This is a genomic window from Sphingobacteriales bacterium (assembly GCA_016699615.1).
GTDB lineage: Bacteria > Bacteroidota > Bacteroidia > Chitinophagales > JADIYW01 > JADJSS01.
Genome location: CP064984.1, coordinates 1,921,244 through 1,947,443, shown reverse-complemented (window position 1 = coordinate 1,947,443; position 26,200 = coordinate 1,921,244). Strand labels below are relative to the sequence as shown.

General features: G+C 29.5%; 24 protein-coding genes. 13 read left to right on the top strand and 11 right to left on the bottom strand.

What is annotated here, in order from left to right:
- The first annotated feature begins 489 nt into the window (after positions 1-489).
- The 5 genes from gltB (at position 490) to IPK18_09245 (ending at position 8,568) form a co-directional block, all read left to right on the top strand.
- Positions 490-5,025: a glutamate synthase large subunit gene (gltB, locus tag IPK18_09265; protein QQR97078.1), complete on the top strand. Its 4,536-nt coding sequence runs from the start codon at positions 490-492 to the stop codon at positions 5,023-5,025.
- A 106-nt stretch (positions 5,026-5,131) separates the two neighbouring features.
- A complete protein-coding gene (locus IPK18_09260; protein QQR97077.1) occupies positions 5,132-6,166 on the top strand; it encodes a hypothetical protein in 1,035 nt (344 codons plus the stop codon).
- 167 nt (positions 6,167-6,333) lie between these two features.
- Positions 6,334-6,783 carry a GatB/YqeY domain-containing protein gene (locus tag IPK18_09255; GenBank protein ID QQR97076.1) on the top strand — a complete coding sequence of 150 codons (450 nt, stop codon included), beginning with the start codon at positions 6,334-6,336 and terminating at the stop codon, positions 6,781-6,783.
- 67 nt (positions 6,784-6,850) lie between these two features.
- On the top strand, positions 6,851-8,428 hold the full coding sequence (locus IPK18_09250; GenBank protein ID QQR97075.1) for a sodium-dependent transporter: 1,578 nt from the start codon (positions 6,851-6,853) through the stop codon (positions 8,426-8,428).
- The gene (locus IPK18_09245) at positions 8,425-8,568 is read left to right on the top strand and encodes a hypothetical protein (GenBank protein ID QQR97074.1); all 144 of its coding nucleotides are present in this window, start codon (positions 8,425-8,427) and stop codon (positions 8,566-8,568) included. Before IPK18_09250 ends, IPK18_09245 begins: the two co-directional genes overlap by 4 nt.
- Position 8,569: 1 nt before the next feature.
- Here IPK18_09245 and rnpA read toward each other — a convergent pair whose 3' ends face one another.
- From rnpA to IPK18_09225, 4 genes are all read right to left on the bottom strand, one after another.
- Positions 8,570-8,968 carry a ribonuclease P protein component gene (gene rnpA / locus IPK18_09240; protein ID QQR99323.1) on the bottom strand — a complete coding sequence of 133 codons (399 nt, stop codon included), beginning with the start codon at positions 8,966-8,968 and terminating at the stop codon, positions 8,570-8,572.
- Positions 8,965-9,120, bottom strand: coding sequence for a 50S ribosomal protein L34 (gene rpmH, locus IPK18_09235; protein ID QQR97073.1), 156 nt, complete (start codon positions 9,118-9,120; stop codon positions 8,965-8,967). The genes rnpA and rpmH overlap by 4 nt, the downstream gene beginning before the upstream one ends.
- Before the next feature lie 93 nt (positions 9,121-9,213).
- Entirely contained in the window at positions 9,214-10,200 is a 987-nt protein-coding gene (locus tag IPK18_09230; GenBank protein QQR97072.1) for a glycosyltransferase family 4 protein, read from the bottom strand.
- Between the two features lie 18 nt (positions 10,201-10,218).
- Positions 10,219-11,535, bottom strand: coding sequence for a hypothetical protein (locus IPK18_09225; protein ID QQR97071.1), 1,317 nt, complete (start codon positions 11,533-11,535; stop codon positions 10,219-10,221).
- Between the two features lie 123 nt (positions 11,536-11,658).
- On the opposite strand from IPK18_09225, the gene IPK18_09220 reads away from it, so the two are divergent.
- Positions 11,659-12,549, top strand: a complete 891-nt coding sequence (locus IPK18_09220; protein ID QQR97070.1) for a DMT family transporter — start codon at positions 11,659-11,661, stop codon at positions 12,547-12,549.
- A 44-nt stretch (positions 12,550-12,593) separates the two neighbouring features.
- Here the strand turns inward: IPK18_09220 and IPK18_09215 are convergent, their stop codons facing one another.
- The 4 genes from IPK18_09215 to IPK18_09200 form a co-directional block, all read right to left on the bottom strand.
- Positions 12,594-13,298: a hypothetical protein gene (locus IPK18_09215; GenBank protein ID QQR97069.1), complete on the bottom strand. Its 705-nt coding sequence runs from the start codon at positions 13,296-13,298 to the stop codon at positions 12,594-12,596.
- A gap of 185 nt (positions 13,299-13,483) precedes the next feature.
- Positions 13,484-13,645, bottom strand: a complete 162-nt coding sequence (locus IPK18_09210; GenBank protein ID QQR97068.1) for a hypothetical protein — start codon at positions 13,643-13,645, stop codon at positions 13,484-13,486.
- 19 nt (positions 13,646-13,664) lie between these two features.
- A complete protein-coding gene (locus IPK18_09205; protein QQR97067.1) occupies positions 13,665-13,931 on the bottom strand; it encodes a hypothetical protein in 267 nt (88 codons plus the stop codon).
- Positions 13,932-13,951: 20 nt separating this feature from the next.
- Entirely contained in the window at positions 13,952-14,491 is a 540-nt protein-coding gene (locus tag IPK18_09200; protein ID QQR97066.1) for a hypothetical protein, read from the bottom strand.
- A 105-nt stretch (positions 14,492-14,596) separates the two neighbouring features.
- Between IPK18_09200 and IPK18_09195 the strand changes: the two genes are divergently transcribed.
- The 6 genes from IPK18_09195 to IPK18_09170 all read left to right on the top strand — a co-directional run bounded on the left by IPK18_09195 (position 14,597) and on the right by IPK18_09170 (position 17,792).
- Positions 14,597-14,992, top strand: a complete 396-nt coding sequence (locus IPK18_09195) for a helix-turn-helix transcriptional regulator (protein QQR97065.1) — start codon at positions 14,597-14,599, stop codon at positions 14,990-14,992.
- A 36-nt stretch (positions 14,993-15,028) separates the two neighbouring features.
- Positions 15,029-15,259, top strand: a complete 231-nt coding sequence (locus tag IPK18_09190) for a hypothetical protein (protein ID QQR97064.1) — start codon at positions 15,029-15,031, stop codon at positions 15,257-15,259.
- A 3-nt stretch (positions 15,260-15,262) separates the two neighbouring features.
- Entirely contained in the window at positions 15,263-15,499 is a 237-nt protein-coding gene (locus IPK18_09185; protein QQR97063.1) for a type II toxin-antitoxin system RelE/ParE family toxin, read from the top strand.
- A gap of 187 nt (positions 15,500-15,686) precedes the next feature.
- Positions 15,687-16,205 carry a gamma carbonic anhydrase family protein gene (locus IPK18_09180; GenBank protein ID QQR97062.1) on the top strand — a complete coding sequence of 173 codons (519 nt, stop codon included), beginning with the start codon at positions 15,687-15,689 and terminating at the stop codon, positions 16,203-16,205.
- Positions 16,206-16,211: 6 nt separating this feature from the next.
- On the top strand, positions 16,212-17,288 hold the full coding sequence (locus tag IPK18_09175) for a glycosyltransferase family 4 protein (GenBank protein ID QQR97061.1): 1,077 nt from the start codon (positions 16,212-16,214) through the stop codon (positions 17,286-17,288).
- A 102-nt stretch (positions 17,289-17,390) separates the two neighbouring features.
- Entirely contained in the window at positions 17,391-17,792 is a 402-nt protein-coding gene (locus IPK18_09170; GenBank protein ID QQR97060.1) for an ATP-binding protein, read from the top strand.
- Here IPK18_09170 and IPK18_09165 read toward each other — a convergent pair.
- Both IPK18_09165 and IPK18_09160 read right to left on the bottom strand, forming a co-directional pair.
- The gene (locus IPK18_09165; GenBank protein ID QQR97059.1) at positions 17,789-18,733 is read right to left on the bottom strand and encodes an aldose 1-epimerase; all 945 of its coding nucleotides are present in this window, start codon (positions 18,731-18,733) and stop codon (positions 17,789-17,791) included. The two genes, IPK18_09170 and IPK18_09165, sit on opposite strands and share 4 nt — an antisense overlap.
- Positions 18,730-21,855 (bottom strand): UvrD-helicase domain-containing protein, encoded by a 3,126-nt coding sequence (locus IPK18_09160; protein ID QQR97058.1) that lies wholly within the window; start codon positions 21,853-21,855, stop codon positions 18,730-18,732. The genes IPK18_09165 and IPK18_09160 overlap by 4 nt, the downstream gene beginning before the upstream one ends.
- A 25-nt stretch (positions 21,856-21,880) precedes the next feature.
- On the opposite strand from IPK18_09160, the gene IPK18_09155 reads away from it, so the two are divergent.
- On the top strand, positions 21,881-24,343 hold the full coding sequence (locus IPK18_09155) for a bifunctional UDP-N-acetylmuramoyl-tripeptide:D-alanyl-D-alanine ligase/alanine racemase (GenBank protein ID QQR97057.1): 2,463 nt from the start codon (positions 21,881-21,883) through the stop codon (positions 24,341-24,343).
- On the opposite strand, the gene IPK18_09150 is transcribed toward IPK18_09155, so the two are convergent.
- Entirely contained in the window at positions 24,340-26,142 is a 1,803-nt protein-coding gene (locus IPK18_09150; protein ID QQR97056.1) for an ATP-binding cassette domain-containing protein, read from the bottom strand. The genes IPK18_09155 and IPK18_09150 overlap by 4 nt on opposite strands.
- Positions 26,143-26,200: the final 58 nt, after the last annotated feature.

Below are 26,200 nucleotides of genomic sequence, written 5' to 3'. Positions count from 1 at the left end.
TTCAAACAACAAAAATTATTTAGTTATTTTTAACATAAATTAATTTTAACGTACATTTTATTAAAAATACTTTAGATATTTCATTTTAATAATTTATAATATTTTGATTATTTGTTATTTAAGTAATTAAATAATTACAAAAAAAGAAAAAATATGCAATATTTATAAAATGTTACCAAAAACGAGAAAAAATGCCATTAAAAGAAATCTCTTCTAAAAAAACAGTTTGGTGAAATACTCCATCAAATAGAAAAAACATTTTCACATACAATTCAATTAAAAAATACTATACAAAAATTCAAAAATTTAACATCAAAAAAAAAGTCACAATACACTTTATGATGTATTTAAAACAACCTACGTTAACAAGCAAGGATAAAAAACAATAAACAATTAATAAGAATTTCTTAAACGATAATCATATTTATTTATCTCCATATTTGTTAATATTACAGTTCTTTTATTTTTTAAGGATAAATTTTTTAGCTAATGACTAATTATAACGAAAATTACGATGGTCTTTACAGACCAGAGTTTGAGAAAGATGCATGCGGCATTGGATTTGTAGCTCACATGAATGGACAAAAATCACATCGAACGATACAAGATGCGCTTACAATGCTAGAAAATATGGAGCATCGTGGTGCTGTTGGCTCAGAAATAAATACTGGCGATGGTGCTGGTATATTAATGCAAATTCCGCATGAATTTTATAAGAAAGAGGCAAAAAAAATAAATATAGATTTACCAGAATTTGGTCAATACGGAACGGGATTAATCTTCTTTCCAAAAAATGAAGAAAAAAGGACGTTTTGTAAAGAATACATAGAAAAATCAGCAAAAAAGTTAAACTTTACAATCTTAGGTTATCGAAAAGTTGAAACAAATAACAGCACAATTGGACCTTCTGCATTAGCAGTTGAACCATATATTGAACAAATTTTCATCAAACCAAATTTCGATTTTAAAGAAGATATTGAACTAGAACGAAAACTATATGTTCTACGCGCGCATACTGTAAGAGAAATCAATCATATTCTAGAAGGAAAAGACCATTTCTACTACACACATTTATCTTGCAGGTCAGTTATCTACAAAGGTCAGCTTACAACATATCAAGTAAGAGAATACTATGTAGAATTATCTGACGAAACGATGGAGTCAGCTACAGCAATTGTACACTCTAGATTTTCTACAAACACATTTCCAAAATGGAGATTAGCACAACCTTTTAGGTTTATAGCACACAATGGTGAAATTAATACACTAAGAGGAAATCTAAATTGGATGCGTACACGTGAGCACTTATTAGAGTGTGATGTGTTTACTCATGAAGAGATTGATATGTTTATGCCAATTTGCTATCAAGATCAGTCAGATTCAGCATCTTTAGATAATGTTGTAGAACTATTATACTTAGCTGGGCGTTCATTGCCACATGTTATTATGATGCTTATACCAGAAGCATGGCAAGATAATGAACAAATGGAAGACTGGAAAAAAGCATTCTACGAATTCCATGATTGTATAATGGAGCCTTGGGATGGCCCAGCGTCTGTTTGTTTTACTGATGGAAAAATCATTGGTGCTACCTTAGACAGAAATGGTCTAAGACCATCAAGGTATGTTGTCTACAACGATGGAAGAGTAGTTATGTCATCAGAAGCTGGTGCATTACCAACAGAAGAAGAATTAGTTGTACAAAAAGGAAGATTACAACCTGGAAAAATGTTTATTATAAACATGGAAGAAGGTAGAATCATAGAAGATACAGAACTAAAGAAAAAAATCTGTTCAGAATATCCATACAGAGAATGGCTAAACAAGCATAAAATTACTTTTCAAGACTTACCTAAATCTACCAAAGAAGAAATTAGACTTAGCAAAAAAGAATTACTTGAGCAACAATTAGCATTTGGTTATACTTCAGAAGATTTAAGAGTTATTTTAGAACCGATGGCAACTACAGCATACGAACCAATTGGCTCTATGGGTACAGACACACCATTAGCTGTACTTTCTGATCAATGTCAAAATATTTCAAATTATTTCAAACAATTATTTGCACAGGTAACAAATCCACCTATCGATCCAATTAGAGAAAGATTGGTAATGAGTACATTTACTACACTTGGTGGAGCTAGTAGTTTGCTAACTACCTCAGAAGATCATTGCAAGCAAATCCATATCAAACAACCTATTCTTACTAATGATGATATAGCTAAACTAAGGTATATCAAACACCCAGATTTTAAAATCATAACTATACACTGTTTATTTCCAGCAAATGGAAAAGCAGGTAGCCTAGAAAGAGCAATAGAAAGAATTTGTATCGAAGCAGAAGAAGCTGTAGCCAATGGAAATAATATTTTAATACTATCAGACAAAGGTGTAGATAAAGATAATGCACCAATTCCATCACTACTTGCAGTAGGTGCTGTGCATCATCATTTAATAAGAACAAAAACAAGAATAGATTGCTCACTTGTTGTAGAAAGTGGAGATATAAGAGAAGTACACCATTTTGCAACACATATTGGCTTTGGTGCATCATCAATAAATCCATATTTAGCTTACGAAACAATTATAGATTTAAATAAAGAAACACTAAAAAGTTTAAATATCACAGATAAAAAACTAGTAGAAAACTATATAAAAGCGGCTAGTAATGGATTGCTAAAAATATTTTCTAAAATGGGTATTTCAACCTATCAATCATATCATGGTTCTCAGATATTTGAGATTGTAGGGTTAAACAAACATGTAGTTGAAAAATGTTTTAATGGCACTGTATCTAGAATTGGTGGAATGGGATTTGATGAAATAGCTAAAGAAGCATTAAAAAAACACTCTTTAGCATTTCCAGACAAAGAAGCACCAAATGCAAGATTAGAAGTAGGTGGACAATATCAATGGAAAAGAAGAGGCGAAACACATTTATTCAATCCAGATTCAATACATTTACTACAACATTCTACCAAAAAGAATGATTATAAATTATTCAAGAATTACACATCACAAATTAACAATCAAACAGAAAAAGCAATCACTGTAAGAAGTTTATTTGATTTCGATTATTCAAAAGCAGCACCAATTTCAATTGATGAAGTAGAACCAGTTGAGAATATTCTAAAAAGATTTGCATCAGGCGCAATGTCATTTGGCTCAATATCATACGAAGCACACTCTACATTAGCTATAGCTATGAATAGAATGGGTGCAAAATCAAACAGTGGAGAAGGTGGAGAAGATGAAATAAGATTTGAACCAAAAGCAAATGGCGATTGGGAACGTTCTGCAATAAAACAAGTTGCATCAGGCAGATTTGGTGTTACATCATATTACTTAGCTAATGCTGATGAATTACAAATAAAAATGGCTCAAGGAGCAAAACCAGGTGAAGGTGGACAGCTACCTGGACACAAAGTAGATGATTGGATTGGAAGAGTAAGACACTCAACACCAGGCGTTGGATTAATATCACCACCACCACATCACGACATATATTCAATCGAAGACTTAGCACAATTAATCTATGATTTAAAAAATGCAAATCCAAATGCACGAATAAGTGTAAAACTTGTTGCAGAAGCTGGTGTAGGAACAGTTGCAGCTGGTGTAGCAAAAGCAAAATCAGATGTTATTCTTGTTTCAGGATATGATGGGGGAACAGGAGCATCTCCAATTTCATCAATTAAACATGCTGGATTACCATGGGAACTTGGTTTGGCTGAAGCACATCAAACACTAGTAAAAAATAATTTAAGAAGCAGAGTTACATTACAAACAGATGGGCAAATGCGTACAGGTAGAGATATTGCAATTGCAACTTTATTAGGTGCAGAAGAATGGGGCATTGCAACTGCTGCATTAGTTGTCATGGGTTGCATCATGATGCGTAAATGCCACCTAAATACATGTCCTGTTGGTGTTGCTACTCAAGATCCAATTTTGAGAGAAAGATTTACTGGAGATCCACAACATGTCGTTAATTACTTTACATTCTTAGCACAAGAATTAAGAGAAATTATGGCTGAGTTAGGCTATAGAACAGTAAATGAAATGGTAGGACAAGCTCAAATGCTAAAAAGAAGAGATGGAATTGAACATTGGAAATACAAAAACCTTACTGTAGAACCAATATTACACAAAGAAGTTGCAGACGAAACCGTTGGATTATATAAACAAACAAAACAATTACATCCAAAAGACGATCCAATTTTAGACCATGAATTAATTAAAGTTGCTAAAGATGCATTAAATGATAAAAAACCAGTATATGCTGAGTTTCCAATCATCAATACTGATAGAACAGTAGGTGCAATGTTATCTTATGAAATTTCAAAATTACACAAAGGATCAGGATTACCTAGCAAAACAATACATAATAAATTTATTGGAAGTGCAGGACAAAGTTTTGGTGCATTTTTGGCACCAGGTGTATTCTTTGAATTAGAAGGCGAAGCTAATGACTATTTTGGAAAAGGATTATCTGGTGGAAAATTAGTAGTTTATCCATCATCAAAAGCAACTTTTAAAGCATCTGAAAATATTATTATTGGAAACGTAGCATTTTATGGTGCTACCAATGGCGAAGCATATATTAATGGAATGGCTGGAGAAAGATTCTGTGTAAGAAATTCTGGTGCTATTACAGTAGTTGAAGGAATTGGCGACCATGGTTGTGAGTACATGACTGGTGGCATTGCTGTAATATTAGGTGAAACAGGCAGAAACTTTGCAGCAGGAATGAGTGGTGGTATTGCTTATGTATTTGATGCTAACCAAACATTTGAAAAAAATGTAAACAAAGAAATGATAGAACTAGAAAGTTTAGAACAAGACGATTTAGATACATTAAAAGGCTTGATAAGTAACCATCAAGAATATTGCAACAGTAGTTTAGCAAAAAATATTTTAGACAATTGGGAAATTACACAAAAACAATTTGTAAAAGTAATGCCAATAGATTATAAAAGAGTTCTTGCAGAAAGAAAAAAAGAATCTTTCGGTGTGAAAATATAGTTTCAAAAAACACGATTCTACATATCTAAAAGTCTGTCAATTTTGGCAGACTTTTTTATTTACGTTTATAAATATCTTACTATCTTGTTAAATATAAAACAAAGCGATGTTTAAGAAGATAAAACAAGTATTTAAAATAGACTTAGAAAAACTAAGTAGCTCAGACAGATTAGGATTATTTTGGTTAGATGTGTTTATGATATGGTTAGTTATACAAAACCTCATCTTCTTTGGTTTCGATTGGTTTTTTCAATATCCATTCTTCCAATCAGCAATTGAGTTCATCAGTCCAACATTTTTCATGTGGTACAAACTCAAAGTACATCCATATTTTGCCAATTGGGATTTAGTTTTCGTTGTTATTTTTCTCATAGAGTTTTTATTTAGATGGGGAAGAGCAATAAAACAAAAAAAATATGACTTGTGGTGGTTTTATCCATTCATACATTGGTACGATGTATTTGGACTAATACCAATGAAAGGCATATTCAAATTCTTTAGATTATTCAGAATTATAGGAATGATTATTAAGCTTCAGAAAATTGGAGTAATAGATGTTAGAAAAATGAAAATATATGCCTATTACAAAAGATTCAGAGCTGTTCTTGTTGAAGAGATATCAGACAATGTAATAAATAATTCATTATCTATGGTACAAGTTGAGTTGTCAAAAGGCATACCATTATCTGAAAGAATAATTGATGAAGTTATTAAAAATAAAGAAGATGTATTAATAGAATTTCTTGCCAAAACAATAAATACTACTGTAGATATTGTTTACAAACAACATAGAGAAGAATTTAGAGCCTACTTAGATGGAAAAGTGGTAGAAGCATTACAAGAAAACAAAGAAATAGATACTTTACGTTATTTACCAGGATTAGGTAAAGTATTCCAAAAAATGCTTGACAGTGCAGTAAGTGATGTTACATTTAATGTAATAGATAAAATTGCATTAGATATAGCAAGTCCAAAAAGCAAAGACACCATAAAACAAATTACAGATAATGTTTTAGACACCATTGTAGACCACACAGAACAACAAAACATAACCAATCAATTGATAATGAATATGATAATTGAAAGTATAGATATCATAAAAGAAAGAGTAACAGAAAAAGATTGGAAAAAATCAAAATAATTTATGAAAATAAAATATTTGGCATGAAAATTGTTACCTAATCATTAAGAAAATAAAGTAGCAAGTACAATATTTTTTCATTTGGTTGGTTTAAAATACGCAATTCCGATTATAGAGTAAATTTATAATCGGAATTGTTATTTTTGCAAAACACTAAAACACATATTATGAGCTTAGATAGTAACCTAAACAACGAAATAAAAGAAGCAATGCTTCAGAAAAATGAAGCAAAACTACGCACACTTCGTGCAATAAAATCTGCATTCCTATTAGCAAAAACTGAGAAAGGAAGTGGTGGAATCATTACACCAGAGCAAGAATTAAAAGTAATACAAAAGCTATTCAATCAACGTAAAGAATCATTCGATATTTTTTCCAAAGAAAATAGAGCAGAGCTTGCTGCTAAAGAAAAAGAAGAAATGGATATTTTACAAGCATATCTTCCAGCACAACTTTCTGATGAAGAGCTAACACAAGCTATACAGCAAATTATCACAGAATCGGGTGTTACATCTATCAAAGAAATGGGAAAAGTAATGGGCTTGGCATCCAAACAATTACAAGGAAAAGCTGAAGGTGGTAGAATCTCTGCTGTAGTAAAATCTCTACTAGGTTAATAAAAAATTAACTCAATAATTATTCTATTCAATAAAAAATTGTATTTTACTTACAAAAATACAATCTATGGCAAAAGATTCATGGGGTTCGCGAGTAGGACTAATTTTGGCAATGGCAGGAAATGCTGTTGGGTTTGGTAATTTTCTTAGGTTTCCAGTAAAAGCATTACAAAATGGTGGTGGCGCATTTATTATACCATATTTAACATGCTTCCTATTATTAGGCATACCACTACTTTTTGTAGAATGGGGCTTAGGAAGATACGGAGGCAGATATGGCAACCACAGCACACCATTTATATTTGATAGCGTATCAAAAAAAGCAGTTTGGAAATATGTAGGTGTATTTGGTTTATTTTGCAATATAAGCATTGCATCATACTACTGTTACATGGAATCTTGGACGATAACCTATGTTTTCAATTCCATTACAGGCACATTTAATGGACAATCAGCAGACCAAGTAGCCACATTTTTTGGCGATTATGTAAGTCTAAAAAATCCAGTAGTTCCAATTACATCTTGGCTAATATGCTTAACACTCAACACTTATATTTTAAGTAAAGGCTTAAGTGGTGGTGTAGAGAAAGTAGCCAAAGTTGGCATGCCATTATTAATAATTTTTGGAATATTATTAGCCATACAAGGTATCACATTGCAAGCAGGCACAAAAGGTGCAATAAATGATGGCACAGTAGGCTTAAATTTCTTATGGACACCAGATTATTCTACAATTTGGAGTCCAAAAGTTTGGCTAGCAGCAGCTGGACAAATATTCTTTACACTTTCAGTAGGCATGGGTTCTATTCAATGTTATGCATCTTATGTACGTAGCAAAGATGATATTGCTTTAAATGCATTAAGCGCAGGCTGGATGAATGAATTCGTAGAAGTATTATTAGGTGCATCTATCATTATTCCAATTAGTGTTGGTTACTTAGGTATAGATAGAGTTGTAGAATTAGTACAATCAGGTGGCTTAGGCTTAGGCTTTAAAACACTTCCATTTTTATTTACAAAATGGGGCGTAGTTTTAGGTGCAATTGCAGGTGTTATGTGGTTTGGTCTACTTTTCTTCGCAGGCATTACTTCATCATTGGCAATGGGTACACCATGTGTTTCTTTTTTAGAAGATGAATTTAATTTCTCAAAAAAGAAAGCCGCAATTGGTTTCGGTCTAATCATATTCATACTTGGCTTACCTACTATTTTATTCTTCAACCATGGTGTATTTGATGAATATGATTATTGGGCAGGCGATGTCAGTCTATTTGTTTTTGCCTTATTAGAAACTATATTATTTGTTTGGGTATTTGGCATCAACAATGCATGGAAGGAAATAAACATAGGCGCAGATATAAAAATTCCAATCGTTTTTAAATACATTATGTTATTCGTAACACCAGTTTTGTTGATACTAATATTTGCAAGTAATATTCCAGAAATGTATAATAAAATTGTATTTTCTGATATCAAAGAGCAATTAAGCGTAGCTACAGATGCAAGCATCATATCAGAATTAAAATCTCAGATGATGTATATGACTGGTTCAAGAATACTGTTAATATCATTATTCTTAGGAATTTCTTTTTTAGTATATAAAGCAAGTAAAAAACGTAACAATCTTAAATCGCAAATAATATGAGTAACTCAGCACTTATCATGATGATTATAACACAAAGCATTATATTCATTATTACTTTAGGATTATTTGTAAAAGTATTAAAAACACCACCTAAAGCAGAACCAGATTCTTATTCAGAGAATGACTTAGAAATTAGGTAATCTAAGTTATTGTTGAATTTAATTTCTGAAATAATGTGCTAATACTTTGTTGCAATAGTTCAAAATCTGGCAACTGTGTGTGCGTATAGCTAATAAAGTATGCAAATGATTGAGTAGATACTAATGAATCTTTTTGCAATCTTACAATATCTCTCATTTGTCTTTTAATTCTATTTCTATCTACAGCTCTAGAAAAATTCTTTTTTGGAACAGAAAATGCAAATTGGTGCACTACAATATCTTTTGATGTAGTATTGCTATTTAGTGTTGTACAATAATATATTTTTATGTATTGATTTTGTACAAATAACTTACGCCTGAAAAGTAGCTGTATAGTTTTGCGACTTTTCAGGCGTTCGTATGACTTAAATGTATGTATATTCTTAGCTATCGCGCTTATTTACCTCTCATTTCGTCAGATACAGAAAGTTTTTTTCTGCCTTTTCTTCTTCGAGCATTAATAACAGCTCTACCACCTTTAGTGCTCATACGCTCTCTAAAGCCATGCTTGTTTTTTCTCTTTCTATTAGATGGTTGGAATGTCCTTTTCATAAAAATCTATTTTAATAGGTTGGCAAAGATAATCATTTTTTTGGAATATCACAACAATAGAATGAAAATAAGATTAAATTAAAATAACCATTTTCAATCTAGTATTCTTTTAAATATTTCTAGATGCAATTGTGCAGATTTTTGCCAAGAGAAATCTTTGGCTCTTTCTACAGCTTTTGCTGCAAATGCATCTCTCAACTCTTTATTTTCCATCATGTCTAGCATGGCATTCTTTATTTCCTCCACAGAAAATGGGTCAATTAATATACCAGCATCTTTTGTTAGTTCTTTTAATGCTGATGTATTTGATGCAATAACAGGCACACCACAAGCAAATGCCTCAATCAATGGCAATCCAAAACTCTCTCTTATAGATGGAAATACAAAACAATATGCATCTTCCATATATTTTGCTACTTCTTTTTGAGAAATTTTGTGCGTTATCAAGGTTAGTTTCTCAATTTTCAAATCTACATTTGGATAATTTGGACAAACAATAATCAAAGGCATTCTAGTTTCTATTGGCAACTGATTATATGCTTCAATCAACCTATCTATATTTTTTACTTTTTGATAGATTGATACATTAAAAAAATATTTTTTTACGCCACTGTATTGTCTGAATATATCATCGTTATAGCCATGATAGATGATGCTAATTTTCTTTGGGTCAATATGGAGTTGCTCTATAATTTCTGACTTTGCAAATGTTGAAACAGTAATAATGTGCGTGGCTTTGTATTTATACATAAACCATGCAATTCGTCTTTTTAAATTCTTATACAACCCAACTATTTTTTGCTTGGTTGTAGTAAATGTATAATGCAATGGCAAGCTAAAATTTGATGCACCATGCAATGTAATTATCCATTTCTTATCAGAAAATAAAATCCTTCTATTTGGGTATTTTGCGCCTGTGCAGTTTGGATCCCAAACCAAATCAACATCATCTGGAATTGTTGAATGCTCATTAACTTCCACAAATACAACACCTGATTGCTCCAAATATTTGCGGATATTATCTACATATACTTTTACGCTAGTTTCATAATATCTTGGAATCCAAATGGCAACTTTCAATTTTTAAGATATATTATATTATATAAAAAAGCCAACTACACATGCAGTGTAGAAACATGCTATTGAGCCAGCTATTAATGCTTTTACACCAAGTTTTGACAAATCTCCTCTTCTTTCTGGTGCCATTGCGCCAATTCCTCCAATTTGTATTCCGATAGATGCAATATTTGAAAAACCACATAATGCATAGGTTGCTAAAATAACTGAACGTTCATCTTTAAACAAAGATTCTGTTTTCATGGTACCTAAAGATACGTATGCCACAAACTCATTGATGATTGTCTTCTCTCCTAGCAATCTTCCTACTAAAACAATATCTTCTTTAGCCACACCAATTATCCAAGCTAATGGCGCAAATACTAATCCAAAAATATATTCTAAACTAAGTGCCGAATATCTTCCATCTGTTGCTAATGCAATTGTTTTATTTAATGATAAATAGTGTCCTATTTCTACACTTCCAATGGCACTTAAAAATAAGTTGAACATGTATATAAATGCAATAAACACCAACAACATGGCACCTACATTTACTGCTAGTTTTATACCATCTGATGTGCCTATTGAAATAGATTCTAAAGCATTTGATGCTAATTGTTCATCTGAAATTTCTAATTCTTTTTCTAACTTATCGTATTCTGTTTCTGGAAATAAAATTTTTGAGGCTACAATTGCAGCTGGTGCACTCATGATAGATGCTGACAATAAGTGTGTAGCAAATATTATTTTCATTTGCTCATCGCCACCACCTAAGAAACCAATATATGCTGCCAATACGCCACCAGCAATAGTTGCCATACCACCAGTCATCAAACATAGCAATTCGCTATTAGTCATTTTTTTAATGTATGGCTTCACTAATAATGGCGCTTCTGTTTGTCCCATAAAAATATTACCTGCATCAGATAAAGACTCTGGACCAGATAAACGCATGGTTTTTTTCATTATCCATGCAAATAAATAGACTACTTTCTGTAAAATGCCAAAATAGTATAACAAAGAAGACAAGGCTGAAAAGAAAATAACAGTAGGTAAAATTCTAAATGCAAAATTTATTACTGGAATTTCTACATTACCTGAAACAAAAGAACGCAACAAAAAATCTGTTCCGGCATCTGTACAACTGGTCAATTTTGCAAAACCTCTGGCAACAGCATCAAACATTTGATGTACAAATGGTATTTTAAGTACTAGTAATCCAAAGATAATTTGTAAAAACAAACCTGTAATAACCAATTTCCAATTGATGTTTTTTCTATTATTGCTAAAAAGATACAAAATAGAAGTTAGGACAACAATGCCTAATAAACTTCTAAAAATATGATTTAATTCCATTTATAAATTTTATGTAAAATAGAAAAAAATATCATTTTTCGGTGTATTAAAAAAAATATCATTTCCACACTTTTTAAATAAGGTGTAAAAATATTTAATAAGTATAACTTATCTTGCAGTCTCATGTCTAGCAATAAAATATCAGCTATAGATTGGATTACTTTTTTTGCCCTTTCAATTATTTGGGGTTTTTCATTTTTCTTTATAAAAAAAGGGTTAGAAGCATTCCATCCGTTGCAAGTTGCTGCATTTAGAATGTGCTTGGCATTCCTAGCATTTATTCCATTTATATATATCTACAGAAAACAATTAAAAATTGAAAAACATAAAATTAAATATGTGCCTTTGCTTGGATTGTTTGGCAATATGCTTCCTGCTATTTGTTTTTGTGTAGCAGAAACCAAAATTGACAGTGCAATTGTTGGTATTCAAAATTCTACAACACCTATATTTGCATTATTTTTAGGCAGTTTTTTTTTCAATGTTCCATTGTCCAAAAATAAGATAATTGGTGTAGTACTTGGATTTTTTGGTGCATGTGTAATTATATTAGCAGAAACACGTGGCATTAAATCACAAGCTATTTCCTATCATATCTTTCTCCCATTGATAGCTACGTTCTGCTATGGCATTAATGCAAATTTATTTAAACATTTCTTTCAGAAAGACCATCCTTTGGTAATTGCCATGTGGCAATATGGTTTTGTCTTTTTAATATGCATGCCATATCTTATTTTTTCAGATACAATTGAGAGAATACAAATCAACACAGATAGTGCATTCAATAGCTTAAAGTATTTAGCAATACTTGGAATTGGAGGCACAGCTATTGCTCAAGTTTATTTTAACAAACTCACACAACGTACCAATGCACTATTTGCAACCATGACTACTTTTGTTATTCCTATCGTTTCTGTATTAATTGGACTTGCTATTGGTGAAAATATAATGCCATTACACATTATTGGATTGCTCATTATTTTTTCTGGCATTTATAGTGTAGCGAAAGGCTGATGGTATAAAGTAATTGTATTTTATTAATTTGAAATAAAGAAATCTTATGAAATGTTGATTGATTTAATTATTTGATAGCTAGATTTTATTACAGAAATCACAGAATCACTTAACTCATTAGGATTTGCTATGTAAATGTATGCTAATCGCTTTCCTTCTTGCCAATCGGATAAGGTTAATTTATTTGTAATAGCTTCTTTCATAACTGATATTTTCACTTCTTTTTTGCTATATGGTGTTAGCCATAAGTAAATTTTACTTCTCCTTTTTGCATTTTTTAGATAAAAAGAGACATGTGTAGGTGAATATCTTACTTCATATTCTGCTATATCTATTTCTTTAGAAACAAAATTAATAATATAATTAATCAAATTCAATACACCTAATTCTACTTCATCTTTTATTTGAAAATTATAGTATTCATCCCAGTTACTAAAAACAGTTTTTGCCCATTTTTCAGTCTTAGTAGTTTGTATATCATCATTAATATCTTGTCCTTCCATTAACTCATCCATTTCTTTCAATATTTTTTCTAAGCTGTCTGTAAGTTTTTGAATTTCTGTTGCACCTTTCCTCTCTTCATATAATTCTTCTTGAAAAACACCTACTATTTCAAATAGGTTTTTAGATAAATTCTGTTGATAAGTTACAGGGCTTGGTTGGTCTTTATCTTTCTCTTGATACAATAAATCTATAATGCTTGCAAGCTCTGTTGATATCTTCTCTATATTTTCGCCCTTTGAATGCATTTTTAAAAAAGATAATTGAAAAATTAATTCATGAACTTCATCTTTATTTATTTTTTTATCCTTTAGAATTTCTTTGAGTTGCTTTAAAAAAGCACTATAAATCTTTAGTTTTTCTTCAAATATTTTACTGCCCTTTTCAACTCGTTCTTCATTTGCACTCTGACTGGATAATAAAAATACTGTTATTATTGCTGTAAGTATGGCTCTATTGCCCCATTATTTATTTCTTCTACCAATTTAGGAACCCTATCTTCATAAACTTTTGAAAACATTAATAATGCAAAACTCATTAATAGTATTGCTCCTAACCAATACAAAATTTTATCTTTTTTTAGATTTTTTATCATCGTATAACTATAATGTTATTTATTTTATTCTACCTTGCAGTTCGTGTGTTTTGTTATACCATTTTGCTTGATACTTAGATTTTACATATCTTACTTTTAATGTTTCTCCACTTGAAACAAATTTTAAAGGAGTAGCATTTGATTTGTCTTTAAAATACCATATACTATCACTATCTTTTGCTTCATATTCATTGTCTGTTACATAAACGTATAAGTCAGGTGTGCCTGTTACTATTTTTACTTTAATAGCATTAGAACTTGATGATGTTTCTTTTACAATTGCCATAATTTTTAAAAATATTTATTTTAATAAATATATCTACTATCTAAGGTAGTAGAAAAAGTTCCTTCTATAATAATATTACCACTAGACCTACCTAAAAGAATTTTACATTCTATTTTGTTCGTATTTTTTATATGTCTTATTATAAAACCACTATTATCATAACTAAAATCATAAACTTGATAATGACTATAAGTTGAAGGGTATATTTTATAAAAATATTTAACATCTTGAAAAGTTTCTTCTTTTCTTAAATATTCGAAAGTAACTTCTGCACGCTCTCCAGGAATTGTTACAGTATATCTATTTGGGTATGATATTTTTTTAAAAATTAATTGTCCTTGATATCTTATATTTTTAATATATGCTGACCCCGAAAAAGAGTTTGGAAAATCTAGAAAAGTTAATTCGTTAAATACTTTTTTCTCTGGAGTAGGGTCAATTATAGTTGTATCATCAATAATTGGGTTATTTGGGTAATTTGTGTTTACACCTTCATTTTTTGAACATGATATTAATAAGAATGTCATTAATAATATCATAAAATTTAATTTCTTTATCATATTTTATAATTATAGAACAAAGAACTATTTTTTAGTATATTTGTACAACTACGTGTGGCTATAATTTATACATTTTAGCTATATTTGAGCTATAAACTTTTACTTATGAGTGTAGAGTCAGCATTACGAATAAAAAAAATTAGAGAATTTAGAAACTTTACTCAACAATATATGGCTGATCAATTAGATATTTCTCAAAATGCTTATAGCAAAATTGAAAATGGTACAACAAAAATTACTATTGATAGATTAGAAAAAATTGCTCAATTATTAGATGTGCCTTTGGAAAATGTAATAAGCCATGAGAAACAAGTATTTAATGTAGAAAATCATGCAAAGTTTTATGCTCATATAGAAAATCTACATGAAGAGAATAAAGAAATACTACTTCAACAAATAGAATTTCAGAAACAACAACTTATTTTTTTACAACAACAAAATGAAACTCTAATTAAAACAGTTGAATTATTAAGTAAAGAAACACATCATAATTTGAAATAAAATATTTAATTTTAATATTGATAAATATTTAGAAAAATGGGTATTCAAACAAGAGAAATACAATTTGTTCAATCATTCTTAAATCTACAAAGTGAAGAACTTATCTTAAAATTGGAGAAAATTTTAAAGAAAAATCAAATTGATGAGTTGCAAAAAAATTTCAAACCTTTAACCATTAAAGAATTAAATAGTAGAGTTTCTCAATCAGAAAAAGACTTTGAAAATGGTAACTATAAAACTACATCTGAACTTTTAGCAAAATATTAAAAATTGGAATATAAAATTATTTGGTCACATTTTTCTGAAAATCAAATTGAAATAATTTTCAACTACTACAAAAACCAAGTAAATTTAAAATTAGCAAAAAAAATTATTAGAGAAATAATTTCCTCAACAGATGTGCTGATTAGAAATTCTAAAATTGGAACATTCGAACCATCATTAAAGAATAGAAAAATTATTTACCAATTCTGTTTTAACATAAATAAATACACTTCTCTACATTAATTTTTAGGTTTATTTCATACAAATCACTGCGTTTTTTTTTCTTTTTATCGCCGAAAGTTGGGCAACCACATTTTTTGGCTTTTTGTGCGGCACAACTCATTAGCAAAAAGCATAAACTAAGAATGAATATCTTTAGAATAAAAGTTTTTTGTATTTTGGACTCTATCATACTATAAATTTATAAAAAATGTCGTTAATAATACCATGCAATAACATTATGCCAAAATTTGGCGAAAATTGTTTTATTGCTCCCAATGCTACTATTGTAGGTGACGTAACCATGAACAACGATTGCAGTATTTGGTTTAATGCTGTGCTACGTGGCGATGTGAATAGCATTATAATTGGCAATAAAGTAAATATACAAGACAATGCTACCATACATTGTACTTACCAAAAAACAAAAACCATTATTGCCGATAATGTTTCTATTGGGCACAATGCCATTGTACATGGCTGTACCATTGAAGAAAATGTATTAATAGGCATGGGTGCTATTGTGATGGATAATTGTTATATAGAAAAAAATGCTTTGATTGCAGCTGGTGCTGTTGTTTTGGAAGGCACAAGAGTAGAAGCAGGAAGTATTTATGCTGGCGTTCCTGCCAAAAAAGTAAAACAACTTGATGCAGAAACGTTTAAAGACCAAAACGAACGCATAGCTAATAATTATTTGATGTACTCGAGTTGGTTTAAAGATTTATAAATCTCATTGAAAAAAACAAAAAAAATATTATTTCTTTCGCCGTATCCTTTTGGTACTGCACCAAGCCAAAGACTTAAATACGAACAATATTATGATGCCTTGCAGCAAAATGGTTTTAGCATAACTACTCGTTCGTTTGTAAGTTTAAATTTTTGGAAAATTATCTACCAAAAAGGGTTTTTGTTTTTAAAAATTGCCTACACACTTTTTGGCTATCTCGGAAGATTTTTTGATTTATTGACTATCCGAAAATATGATGTGGTGTATATTCATCTTTGGGTAACGCCTTTGGGTTTGCCTATTTTTGAATATTTAGTGTGCTTATTTGCCAAAAAAGTAATTTATGATATAGATGATATGATTTATTTGCAACAAGATTCATCAAGATTTATAGATAAAATAAAAGGTAGAAAAAAACCTATTATACTCATGAAAAAAGCAAATCATGTAATTGTATGCTCACCATTTTTAAGAGATTTTGTATCTAAATATAATAAAAACATAAGCGTGATTTTAGCTACTTACGACACCGAAAAATCATTGCCTATAAAAAATCATATTGAAAAAGATATTATAAGTATTGGCTGGACAGGCACACATTCTACTTTAAAATACTTAGAAATTATTCGACCAATTATAGCAGAAATAGCAGCAATTAGAAAAATAGAATTTTTAGTAATTTGCAATGCACCTTACCATACTAACAATATAAATATAAAAAACATTCATTGGACTGCCGAAAACGAATTAGATGATTTGCGAAAAATTGATATTGGCGTCTATCCTTTAGAAAAAGAAGAATGGGTGCTGGGCAAAAGTGGCAATAAAGCTTTAGCTTATATGAATTTGAGCATTCCTTGCGTGGCAACAAATTTTGGTACCAATCAGCTTGTGATACAAAATGGCGAAAATGGTTTTTTGGCTGACAATGCTGCTGATTGGAAAAAATATTTACTATTACTCATAGATAGTGCAGCATTGAGAGAAAGAATTGGTATTGCTGCGAGAATGTCTGTAGAAAATTATTATTCCGTAAAAAATAATACGCAAACCTATATTGACATTTTGAGCAAATCTGTATAGATTTACATCAATAAAATATAATAACAATTTTATTTAAACTATTTGTAACTATTTTTAGTGATTTTCGTATATATAATTCTTGATTAAACACAGTAGATTTTAATGATAGAGATTGCAAAAATTGAACTCAGCTCTAAGCTGGATAATGTCAAAAAGATTGAAACACTCATCGATAATATAAAAAACAATTATCAACTTAGAGATAGTGTGTATGGCAATGTAATGATAGCTTGTATAGAAGCTGTAACAAATGCTATAGAACATGGCAACAATTTAGATTGTAAAAAGAAAGTGAACTTCAGTGCGTTCATCAATCAGAAGAGTATTAAAATATGTGTGAAAGACGAAGGCGATGGTTTTAATATAGATGAATTAGACGACCCAACTTTGCCTGAAAATAAATTAGATCCAGATGGTCGTGGTGTGTATATTATGAAAAACTTAGCTGATGATATCGTCTTTGAAAATAAAGGCGCGTGTGTAAATATGTATTTTAATATTTAATATGCGCTCATTTTAAAATTAATTGTATACTGATTTCTTTTTGTTTCTAAATACTTACTATGATTAAATGCATTTGCTTTTGCTAGCATTGGCTCGATGCATATATATGGTTTTTCTTCATTATTTGGATAATATATTTGTACAACTTTATAATCATTATCCAAAATAAACTCCACATTATAATGTGTTGTTTCTAATTTATAATTCACTTCATTATTTGTGTGTATAAATGCGTGGTCAATTTTTCTATTGTCAATATCTAAAACATTGTTTTTAATATCAAACAACAAATGACTTTGTAAAAATTGATAAGTTGGAATCATTTTATCATCAACCAATGCAAGCACTGAATCTGGAATAGTTAATTTATTTTCAGTTGAATTTTGCAAATTAAAATATGGATGAAAGCCAAAAGTCAAAGGCATTGGTTTATCATCTAAACTATCTACTTGAACTGAGTATGATACCATATCATTTTCTAATGTAATTTCTAATTGCACTTTGTGTTTGTATGGGAAAATAGTCAACAGATTTTCATCATCAAAAATGATTTCAGCACGCATACTTGCATAATTTTCTTCTTCTTTAAGTGTTTCTAATTTCCATTGAGTAGATTTTAAAATCAAACCATGCAATGGCAAATTATTTGCATCTCGATGTAAAATATTTTCAATGGCATCATTTGTTGTAAATGCTTTCTCAAAAATAAAATCGCTTTCTAATCGATTTGACCATGGATGCATGAATGGCACACCAGCTAACTTTTTATGTGTTTGATAGTTTTTTAGTGTGTCATTAAAATATATTATTTCTGTGTCTTTATATTTCCAACTGTACAATGTACATCCAATATTTATTGCAATTTTGATAGTTGAGTTTTGGCTGCTTAATTCAACTATTTGAATAGCTTCTTCACAATATGTTGATGCTTTGTGTTTCATTGATTGATAAGAATTAACTGCATATTATCTGTGTATAATAGATACGCCAAAACATTTTGGTTATACAATTTTTCATAAGCTTTTTTATACACCAAAATTTGTTGTTCGTGGCTACGTTCTTTTTGTCCAGTTTTATAATCTATAATAATTATTGATTCTGGTGTTTTAATTACAATATCTGCTCTGTACGATTTATTATTAAAATAAAAATCTCTTTCATAAAAATATTCATACTTATCGTTTATAAATTTATGACTAAGAAACAAATCATATACACTTTCATATATTTTTTTGAAAGAATCTACATCATCATCAGACAATGAATATGTATGTTTTATTATTGCCAACTGTGTACCCAGCATAGTTGTATCATGGATGTACATTAACAAGTTGTGTAGTATTTCTCCTTTTAGTGTAAAATCATCTTGATAGCTTGATGAGTGCAAAGTATAATTATTATTTTGCAAGATATTTGAAAAATTAAACACATCTTGTTTACTTAGCTTATCAGATTTTGTTATTTCTAATTTGTGTCCAAATAAAAAATTACTTTCATCAATAAAATATTTTTTGAGTATTTCGTCTTGTTGCAAAGAATAGTACAACAAAGCATTCGCAGATTTTATTTCGATAGCTACTGTTTGCTTCGTTTTTTTATCATCTTTAGCTATTGAATTTGCATAGATATACAATTCTTTTTCTGCTCTTGTAAATGCTACGTACAAATTATTGATATTATCTACAAATGCCAATTGCGTTTCTGATTGATAGGCATCACTAAATTCAGAATCATCTAATGAACTTGAATAAGACAATGGAATAGCAGAATTATCATTAAAAAAAGAATCGTTTTCAGTCCAAAAAATAGTATTGGATTTTGGTTGCAAATTCCAATTAACGAATGGCAAAACTACAACTGGGAACTCTAAGCCTTTGGCTTTATGAATTGTCATTATCTGAATTGAGTTTGTATCGTCTGATGGCAGAATGGTTATTTTCTTTTTATTTTCTTGCCAATACCTTAAATAACCTAATACATTATTGTCTACATTTTGTATGTATTGGTGCACATCATCCAGCAATCTAAGTATATATATATTGCTTGAAGAATCAAATTTATAAACAGACAGCAACATCTCTACAGTATCTAAAAGTGTAGATGTATTGATGTTTATTATATCAAAATTATTTTCGTTCCAATAGTTTTCAAAATTAAATTGTTCTTTTTTTCTAAGTACTTTATCTGTATTTTCTATACCAAAATAAATAGAAAATACATTATCTAATTTGTATTTATAAAAATTATTATTAAATATTAAACATTCTAATGTATCTATAATTAATTGTACACTTAAATGATTGCTAATTAAAAATGACTCGGCTGAAACAAATGGTATGTCTGTTGCATTTTGTTGGAAATAAGTAGCTAAATTTTCTGCTTCTGCATTTGTTCTTACCAAAATAGCAACATCTTTCCAATTGTACCTTTGATTAATTTGTCTAAGTTCTTGTATTAAGATTTCAAATACGTCTTCCTCTTTTTTATTTATCCATTTGCATGCTACATAGCCATCAAATATTGTATTTTTTATATTCTGTTCGTGCTTATAGTATGCATCTTTTAGCAACTGTAAATTCTCATATTTATTAGAAATACATGAGAATAGTGAGTTATTAAATTCTATAATTTTTGGACAACTTCTGTAATTATCTTCTAAAACAATTTCTTGCTTTAAGGCTTTGTAATTTTCTAAATCTATATCTACTTGATGTAGTATCAATTCCATTTTTCCGCCACGCCACCTATAAATGCTTTGTTTAGCATCGCCAACAATTAAACTTAAACCATAACCTTTGGATAAAATCTCAATTATAATTGGCAATAAACTTTTCCATTGCAAAGCAGAAGTATCCTGAAATTCGTCTATCAAAATATATTGAATAAACGTACTCATTTTCTCATATATAAATGGTGTTGCTTCTTCATCTGCAATTTTTGCAATAAAATAAGATGCATCTGATATTAGAATAATATTCTCTTGATTTCGATATACACTAAGTTGATTTGCCAATTCATCTAACAATGCCATCGAATATATATTTTTCAAGATATTGTTAGCTGTATTATATTTACTTATGTTATTTATATGATAATTTAAGATACTATTAATTGCATCATGCAATTCATTATGCCAAATTTCTGTAACTCTATCTACTTCTTCAGGAAATTTATCCATAGTATCTTTTGAAAACAAAGCCATTTCGCCATCTACCATCTTTTGCACTCTAGCAAATGAATCTACAAAGCCATTTTTTGCTTTATCAACAAAAGAACCAATAGAACTATTTTTATAAGAAAACAGCATTACATTAATATCGTTTTTTTGTATAATTTCATTGGCTAAATTTCCTTGTGTGCTTACAAATTTCTTATAATCACTTATAATTTCTTGCTGTTCTTTGGCAATTTTTGTATACTGTTCAAAATCTATTTTATGTGTATGTTCAATATCTTTTTTCAGCAATACATATTCTTCTTTTAATAATTCTTTTCCTAACTCAGTTATTTGTTTTTCAATATTCCAACCTTTCTCATTATCTATTTGATTGTACACATATTGCAACAACCACTCAGAAATATCTTCATCAACATACTCGTAGCTTTCTAATAATTTTTGAACGCAATATTCTAAGACTGATTGTGTGTCAATCTCAATTTGCATACCTATTGGCAACTTTAGTTCTTTGGCAAATGAGCGAATAATTAGTTGAAAGAAACTATCTATTGTTGTAACTTGAAAGTGCGAATAATCATGCAATATGTACTGAATAGCTTTTGCAGCTTGCTTATGAATTATTTCACTGACATCAAATTTATATTCATTTTTTATCTCAGCTATTACATCAGCAATCAATTGTTTATTTGAGTTGTCTGTTATCTGTTGAAGAAAAAGTAGAATTCTATTTTTCATTTCAGCAGTAGCTTTTTTGGTAAAAGTAATTGCCAAAATATTTTTGTAGTGCTTAGGATTTCTTATTAAAATTTTTACATAAGATTTTGCAAGCGTGTATGTTTTTCCAGAGCCAGCTGATGCTTTATATATTTTAAGTTGTGATTGCACTTATTAAAAATAAGAAAATATTTGAATGCAGAAGAATTATCTTTTATATCTTTGTCTTGTGCAATATCATTTATCTAAAATTGCGAGTATTTTAAGTACAGAAAACAATATTATTTCTGATAATATTATTACTCAAGTTGCTATAGATTCAAGAACAAATCTACACAAACATACCTTATTCTTTTGCATTGTTGGCGAACGAAACAATGGTCATCATTACATAAAAAATTGTTATGAAAAAGGTGTTCGCAGCTTTATTATTTCAGAAAATATTGATGCAGAAAAATTTCCTACTGCACAATTCATTACTGTAAAAAACTGCTTAGATGCCTTACAATCATTGGCAACATTTCATAGAGTACAATTTAATTTGCGTACTATTGGAATCACTGGTTCTAATGGCAAAACAATTATCAAAGAATGGTTGTATCAACTAATTCATCAAGATAGAAAGACAATAAAAAGTCCAAAGAGTTATAATTCTCAAGTTGGTGTAGCATTGTCCATTTTAAATATAGAAACAGAACATGAAATAGGAATTTTTGAAGCTGGTATTTCATCTACAATGGAAATGGAAAACTTAGAAAAAATGATACAGCCAAATATTGGTATTTTTTCTAACATTGGTCCAGCACACGATTCTGGTTTTATATCCATAGAAGAAAAAATTGAGGAAAAGCTAAAGTTGTTCAATCATGCTGATGTAATAATTTACCATATTGAATATGAGCAATTGCATGAAAAATTAAAAAACAGAAATAATACTTATGCTTGGAAGAAAGAAAACATAGGTAACAATCTTTACAATATTTGCATCTATCACAAAGAAAATAAAATATTTGATCAAAGTTTTCATATACATTTTGAAGATGCAGCATCTGTAGAAAACTGTATTCATTGTATTGTTTGTCTGTACCTTTTAGAATATGATACTACAACAATACAACAACGAATAGAAAAGTTGCGCAACTTACCAATGCGTTTAGAACTCAAATATGGTATTAATAATTGTACAATAATTGATGATTCTTATTCAGCAGATTTTCTATCATTACAAATTGCTATTGATTTCTTAAATCAACAAGATGCTCAGAAAAGCAAAACCATTATTCTTTCTGATTTTGAAGAAAGTGGCTTAAGCGCAGAAAGTTTTATACAAAAAATAATTTCTATTTGTCAGCAACATCAATTTAAAAAAATAATTGGTGTAGGTAAAATATTTACTGAATACAAAGCCATATTGCAAAAATATATAAATACAGTTTTTGTTTTTGACAATACAGAAAACTTATTAGATAATATTGCAACATTAAACTTTAATAATGAAATTATTTTAGTAAAAGGTGCAAGAAAATTTGAGTTTGAAAATATCACCAAAGAATTGATTGGACAAACACATGAAACAATTTTAGAAATAAATCTAAATGCACTTACACATAATTTGAATATTTATAAATCTATTTTAAATAAAAATATTGGTATAATTGCCATGGTCAAGGCATTTTCTTATGGAAGTGGTAGTATAGAATTGGCAAGTTTATTGGAGAAAGAAGGCGTGTCTATACTTGCAGTTGCGTACACTGACGAAGGTGTGACGCTTAGAAGAAACGGCATTAAAACACCTATCATGGTTATGAATCCTGATAAGGTTGATTTTAATAGAATGATACAATATCAACTTGAACCTGAAATATATTCTATTTCAATTTTAGAGAAATTAATAGAAAAAGCTGATGGTGTGCCAATATGTATTCATCTTAAAATAGAAACAGGAATGAATAGGTTAGGCATTCCAAGCACTGAAATTAATGTATTAATAGACATACTTTCTAATCATCGTAATATCACGATAAAGACAATATTTTCGCATCTTTCTGCAAGTGAAGATGAGATTTTTGATAATTTTACGCATCAACAAATTGATACTTTTAATGCAATTTGTACATCAATAGAACAAGCACTGCAAATAAAGATTCCAAAACATATTTTAAATTCTGCTGGAATTGTTCGTTTTAAAGATGCACAATTTAATTTTGTAAGATTAGGTATTGGTTTGTATGGCGTAGACAGTAGTGGCATTTTGCAAAACAAACTACAAACAATTAGTAGATTAAAAACAAGAGTTGCCCAAATAAAACATGTAAAACAATTTGATACTGTTGGTTATTCTAGAAAAGGTGTAGCCAATCGTGATATTACAATTGCAGTTTTGGCAATTGGCTACGCTGATGGTTTTGATAGAAGATTCGGCAATGGTGTTGGTGAAGTTTCTATCAATGGGAAACGTGCAAAAATTATAGGTAATGTATGCATGGACATGTGCATGGCAGACATCACAAATATTGAAGATGTACAAGAAGGTGATGAAGTAGAAATCTATGGAAAAGAAATTTCTATTATAGACCAAGCAAAGAAAATTGGCACAATTCCTTACGAATTATTGACCTCAATTTCATCAAGAGTAAAAAGAATATATTTTTTAGACTAGGTAAGTTGGTATTGTAGTTTAAGCAAATTATTATACATTCCAGATTCCAATTGGCTCAACTCGCTATGAGTTCCGTGTTCAACAATTTTTCCTTTATCTAATACATAAATAGTATCTACGTTTCTTATTGTAGAAAGTCTATGTGCAATAATAATTGTTGTTCTATTTTCCATTAAATTATTCAAAGCATCTTGTACTAGCACTTCAGATTCTGCATCTAATGCACTTGTTGCTTCATCTAACAATAGTATTGCTGGATCTTTTAAAATTGCCCGTGCAATTGCAATTCTTTGTTTTTGTCCACCTGATAATTTTACGCCACGTTCGCCAACGATTGTATCAAGACCTTCTGGAAAGTTTTTAATAAATTGCCATGCATTTGCCTTTTTTGCTGCTTCTAACAATTCTGTTTCTGTAGCATCTTTTTTACCGTACAAAATATTTTCTCTAATTGTTCCACCAAACAATATTACTTCTTGTGGTACAATGGCAATATTTCCTCTTAATTCTTTTACTGTAATATCATTTATACTTACATTATTTATATATACATTACCGCTATCTGGCTGATAAAATCTAAGTAATAAATTAAAGATAGTTGATTTTCCTGCACCTGACGCACCTACAAGTGCAATTTTTTTACCTTGGTTAATTTCCAAATTTAATGCATCAAATATCAGAATATCTTTTCTTGATGGATATGCAAAGCTTATATCTTTAAATACAATATCACCATTCAAAACTTTTGATTGGTATTCATTTGCATCTGTTTCTGTTTTGTCATTTATCATATCTAAGATACGTTCGGAAGAACCTAATGCTTTTAATATTCTTCCAAAAGCATCACTCAGTCCACCTAATGCTGCACCAATAAACACAGTAACTATTAAAAAAGAAACTAAATTTCCTTCTGACATTCCTTGACTTGAATTGCTTTGATATTGTTCTACCAAACCAGAACCATACCATAACACAAACATTATTGAACCAAAAGTTGCCACAATGATGAATGAAACAAATGTGCCTCTGTATAATGAATTTTTAAGTGCTAATCTCAGTGTGTTTTCTATCTTCTTCTTATATCTATTGCTTTCATAATTTTCGCTGGTGTATGCTTTTACCATAGAAATAGATTGGAAAGTTTCTTCTGCAATTACATTTGCTTCAGCTAGTGCTTCTTGTGTAAGTCTTGAATTTTTTTGAATAAACTTACCAAATATTACTGCAATTAGAACTACAATAGGAATAGACATTAGCATAACCATTGTCAATTTTACTGAAGTAAAAAACAACATTGCTATGCCTATAATTAAAACTGATATTTGTCTAAATGTTTCAGCTAATGTTAATGATAAAACATCTTGTAATGCTGCGACATCATTAGTAATTCTACTAGTAAGATCGCCAATTCTTCTTTCTTCAAAAAATGGAATTGGCATACTAATGATTTTATCATACAAATCTTGTCTGATATTTGCTAATGCTGGCTCGTTTGCTTTTGCAAAAAGATATATTCTAAGAAAAGATAAGACACCTTGCGTAATAAATACGATAATAAAAAACAATCCTAGTGTATTCCTATTTTTAATATCATAGAATGATTTGCCTGTAGAAACATCAACCAAGCCACCTATTAATTTTGGTAAAATCATAACAGACGCACTAGATAAAACCAATGCTATCATTCCTATTATAAAATAGATTTTATATGGCATTAAATATTTAAAAATACCTAATGAATAAAACAATCTATCCTTTGAAATTTTATTCGCCTCTTTACCTAATTCCTGATTACTCATATGTGATTACAAATCTATTGCTATGCAAATATTAAAAAAATACGACTTGACTAATAAA

What these genes read in the sequence shown, in the direction of transcription:
- IPK18_09200 (QQR97066.1), bottom strand. Translation starts at nt 14,491, where the DNA reads ATGATAAAGAAATTAAATTTTATGATATTATTAATGACATTCTTATTA.
- IPK18_09255 (QQR97076.1), top strand. Translation starts at nt 6,334, where the DNA reads ATGAGCTTAGATAGTAACCTAAACAACGAAATAAAAGAAGCAATGCTT.
- IPK18_09190 (QQR97064.1), top strand. Translation starts at nt 15,029, where the DNA reads ATGGGTATTCAAACAAGAGAAATACAATTTGTTCAATCATTCTTAAAT.
- IPK18_09260 (QQR97077.1), top strand. Translation starts at nt 5,132, where the DNA reads ATGTTTAAGAAGATAAAACAAGTATTTAAAATAGACTTAGAAAAACTA.
- IPK18_09245 (QQR97074.1), top strand. Translation starts at nt 8,425, where the DNA reads ATGAGTAACTCAGCACTTATCATGATGATTATAACACAAAGCATTATA.
- IPK18_09225 (QQR97071.1), bottom strand. Translation starts at nt 11,535, where the DNA reads ATGGAATTAAATCATATTTTTAGAAGTTTATTAGGCATTGTTGTCCTA.
- IPK18_09250 (QQR97075.1), top strand. Translation starts at nt 6,851, where the DNA reads ATGGCAAAAGATTCATGGGGTTCGCGAGTAGGACTAATTTTGGCAATG.
- IPK18_09165 (QQR97059.1), bottom strand. Translation starts at nt 18,733, where the DNA reads ATGAAACACAAAGCATCAACATATTGTGAAGAAGCTATTCAAATAGTT.
- IPK18_09150 (QQR97056.1), bottom strand. Translation starts at nt 26,142, where the DNA reads ATGAGTAATCAGGAATTAGGTAAAGAGGCGAATAAAATTTCAAAGGAT.
- IPK18_09205 (QQR97067.1), bottom strand. Translation starts at nt 13,931, where the DNA reads ATGGCAATTGTAAAAGAAACATCATCAAGTTCTAATGCTATTAAAGTA.
- IPK18_09210 (QQR97068.1), bottom strand. Translation starts at nt 13,645, where the DNA reads ATGATAAAAAATCTAAAAAAAGATAAAATTTTGTATTGGTTAGGAGCA.
- IPK18_09170 (QQR97060.1), top strand. Translation starts at nt 17,391, where the DNA reads ATGATAGAGATTGCAAAAATTGAACTCAGCTCTAAGCTGGATAATGTC.
- IPK18_09155 (QQR97057.1), top strand. Translation starts at nt 21,881, where the DNA reads ATGCAGAAGAATTATCTTTTATATCTTTGTCTTGTGCAATATCATTTA.
- IPK18_09220 (QQR97070.1), top strand. Translation starts at nt 11,659, where the DNA reads ATGTCTAGCAATAAAATATCAGCTATAGATTGGATTACTTTTTTTGCC.
- rpmH (QQR97073.1), bottom strand. Translation starts at nt 9,120, where the DNA reads ATGAAAAGGACATTCCAACCATCTAATAGAAAGAGAAAAAACAAGCAT.
- IPK18_09215 (QQR97069.1), bottom strand. Translation starts at nt 13,298, where the DNA reads ATGCATTCAAAGGGCGAAAATATAGAGAAGATATCAACAGAGCTTGCA.
- gltB (QQR97078.1), top strand. Translation starts at nt 490, where the DNA reads ATGACTAATTATAACGAAAATTACGATGGTCTTTACAGACCAGAGTTT.
- IPK18_09195 (QQR97065.1), top strand. Translation starts at nt 14,597, where the DNA reads ATGAGTGTAGAGTCAGCATTACGAATAAAAAAAATTAGAGAATTTAGA.
- IPK18_09180 (QQR97062.1), top strand. Translation starts at nt 15,687, where the DNA reads ATGTCGTTAATAATACCATGCAATAACATTATGCCAAAATTTGGCGAA.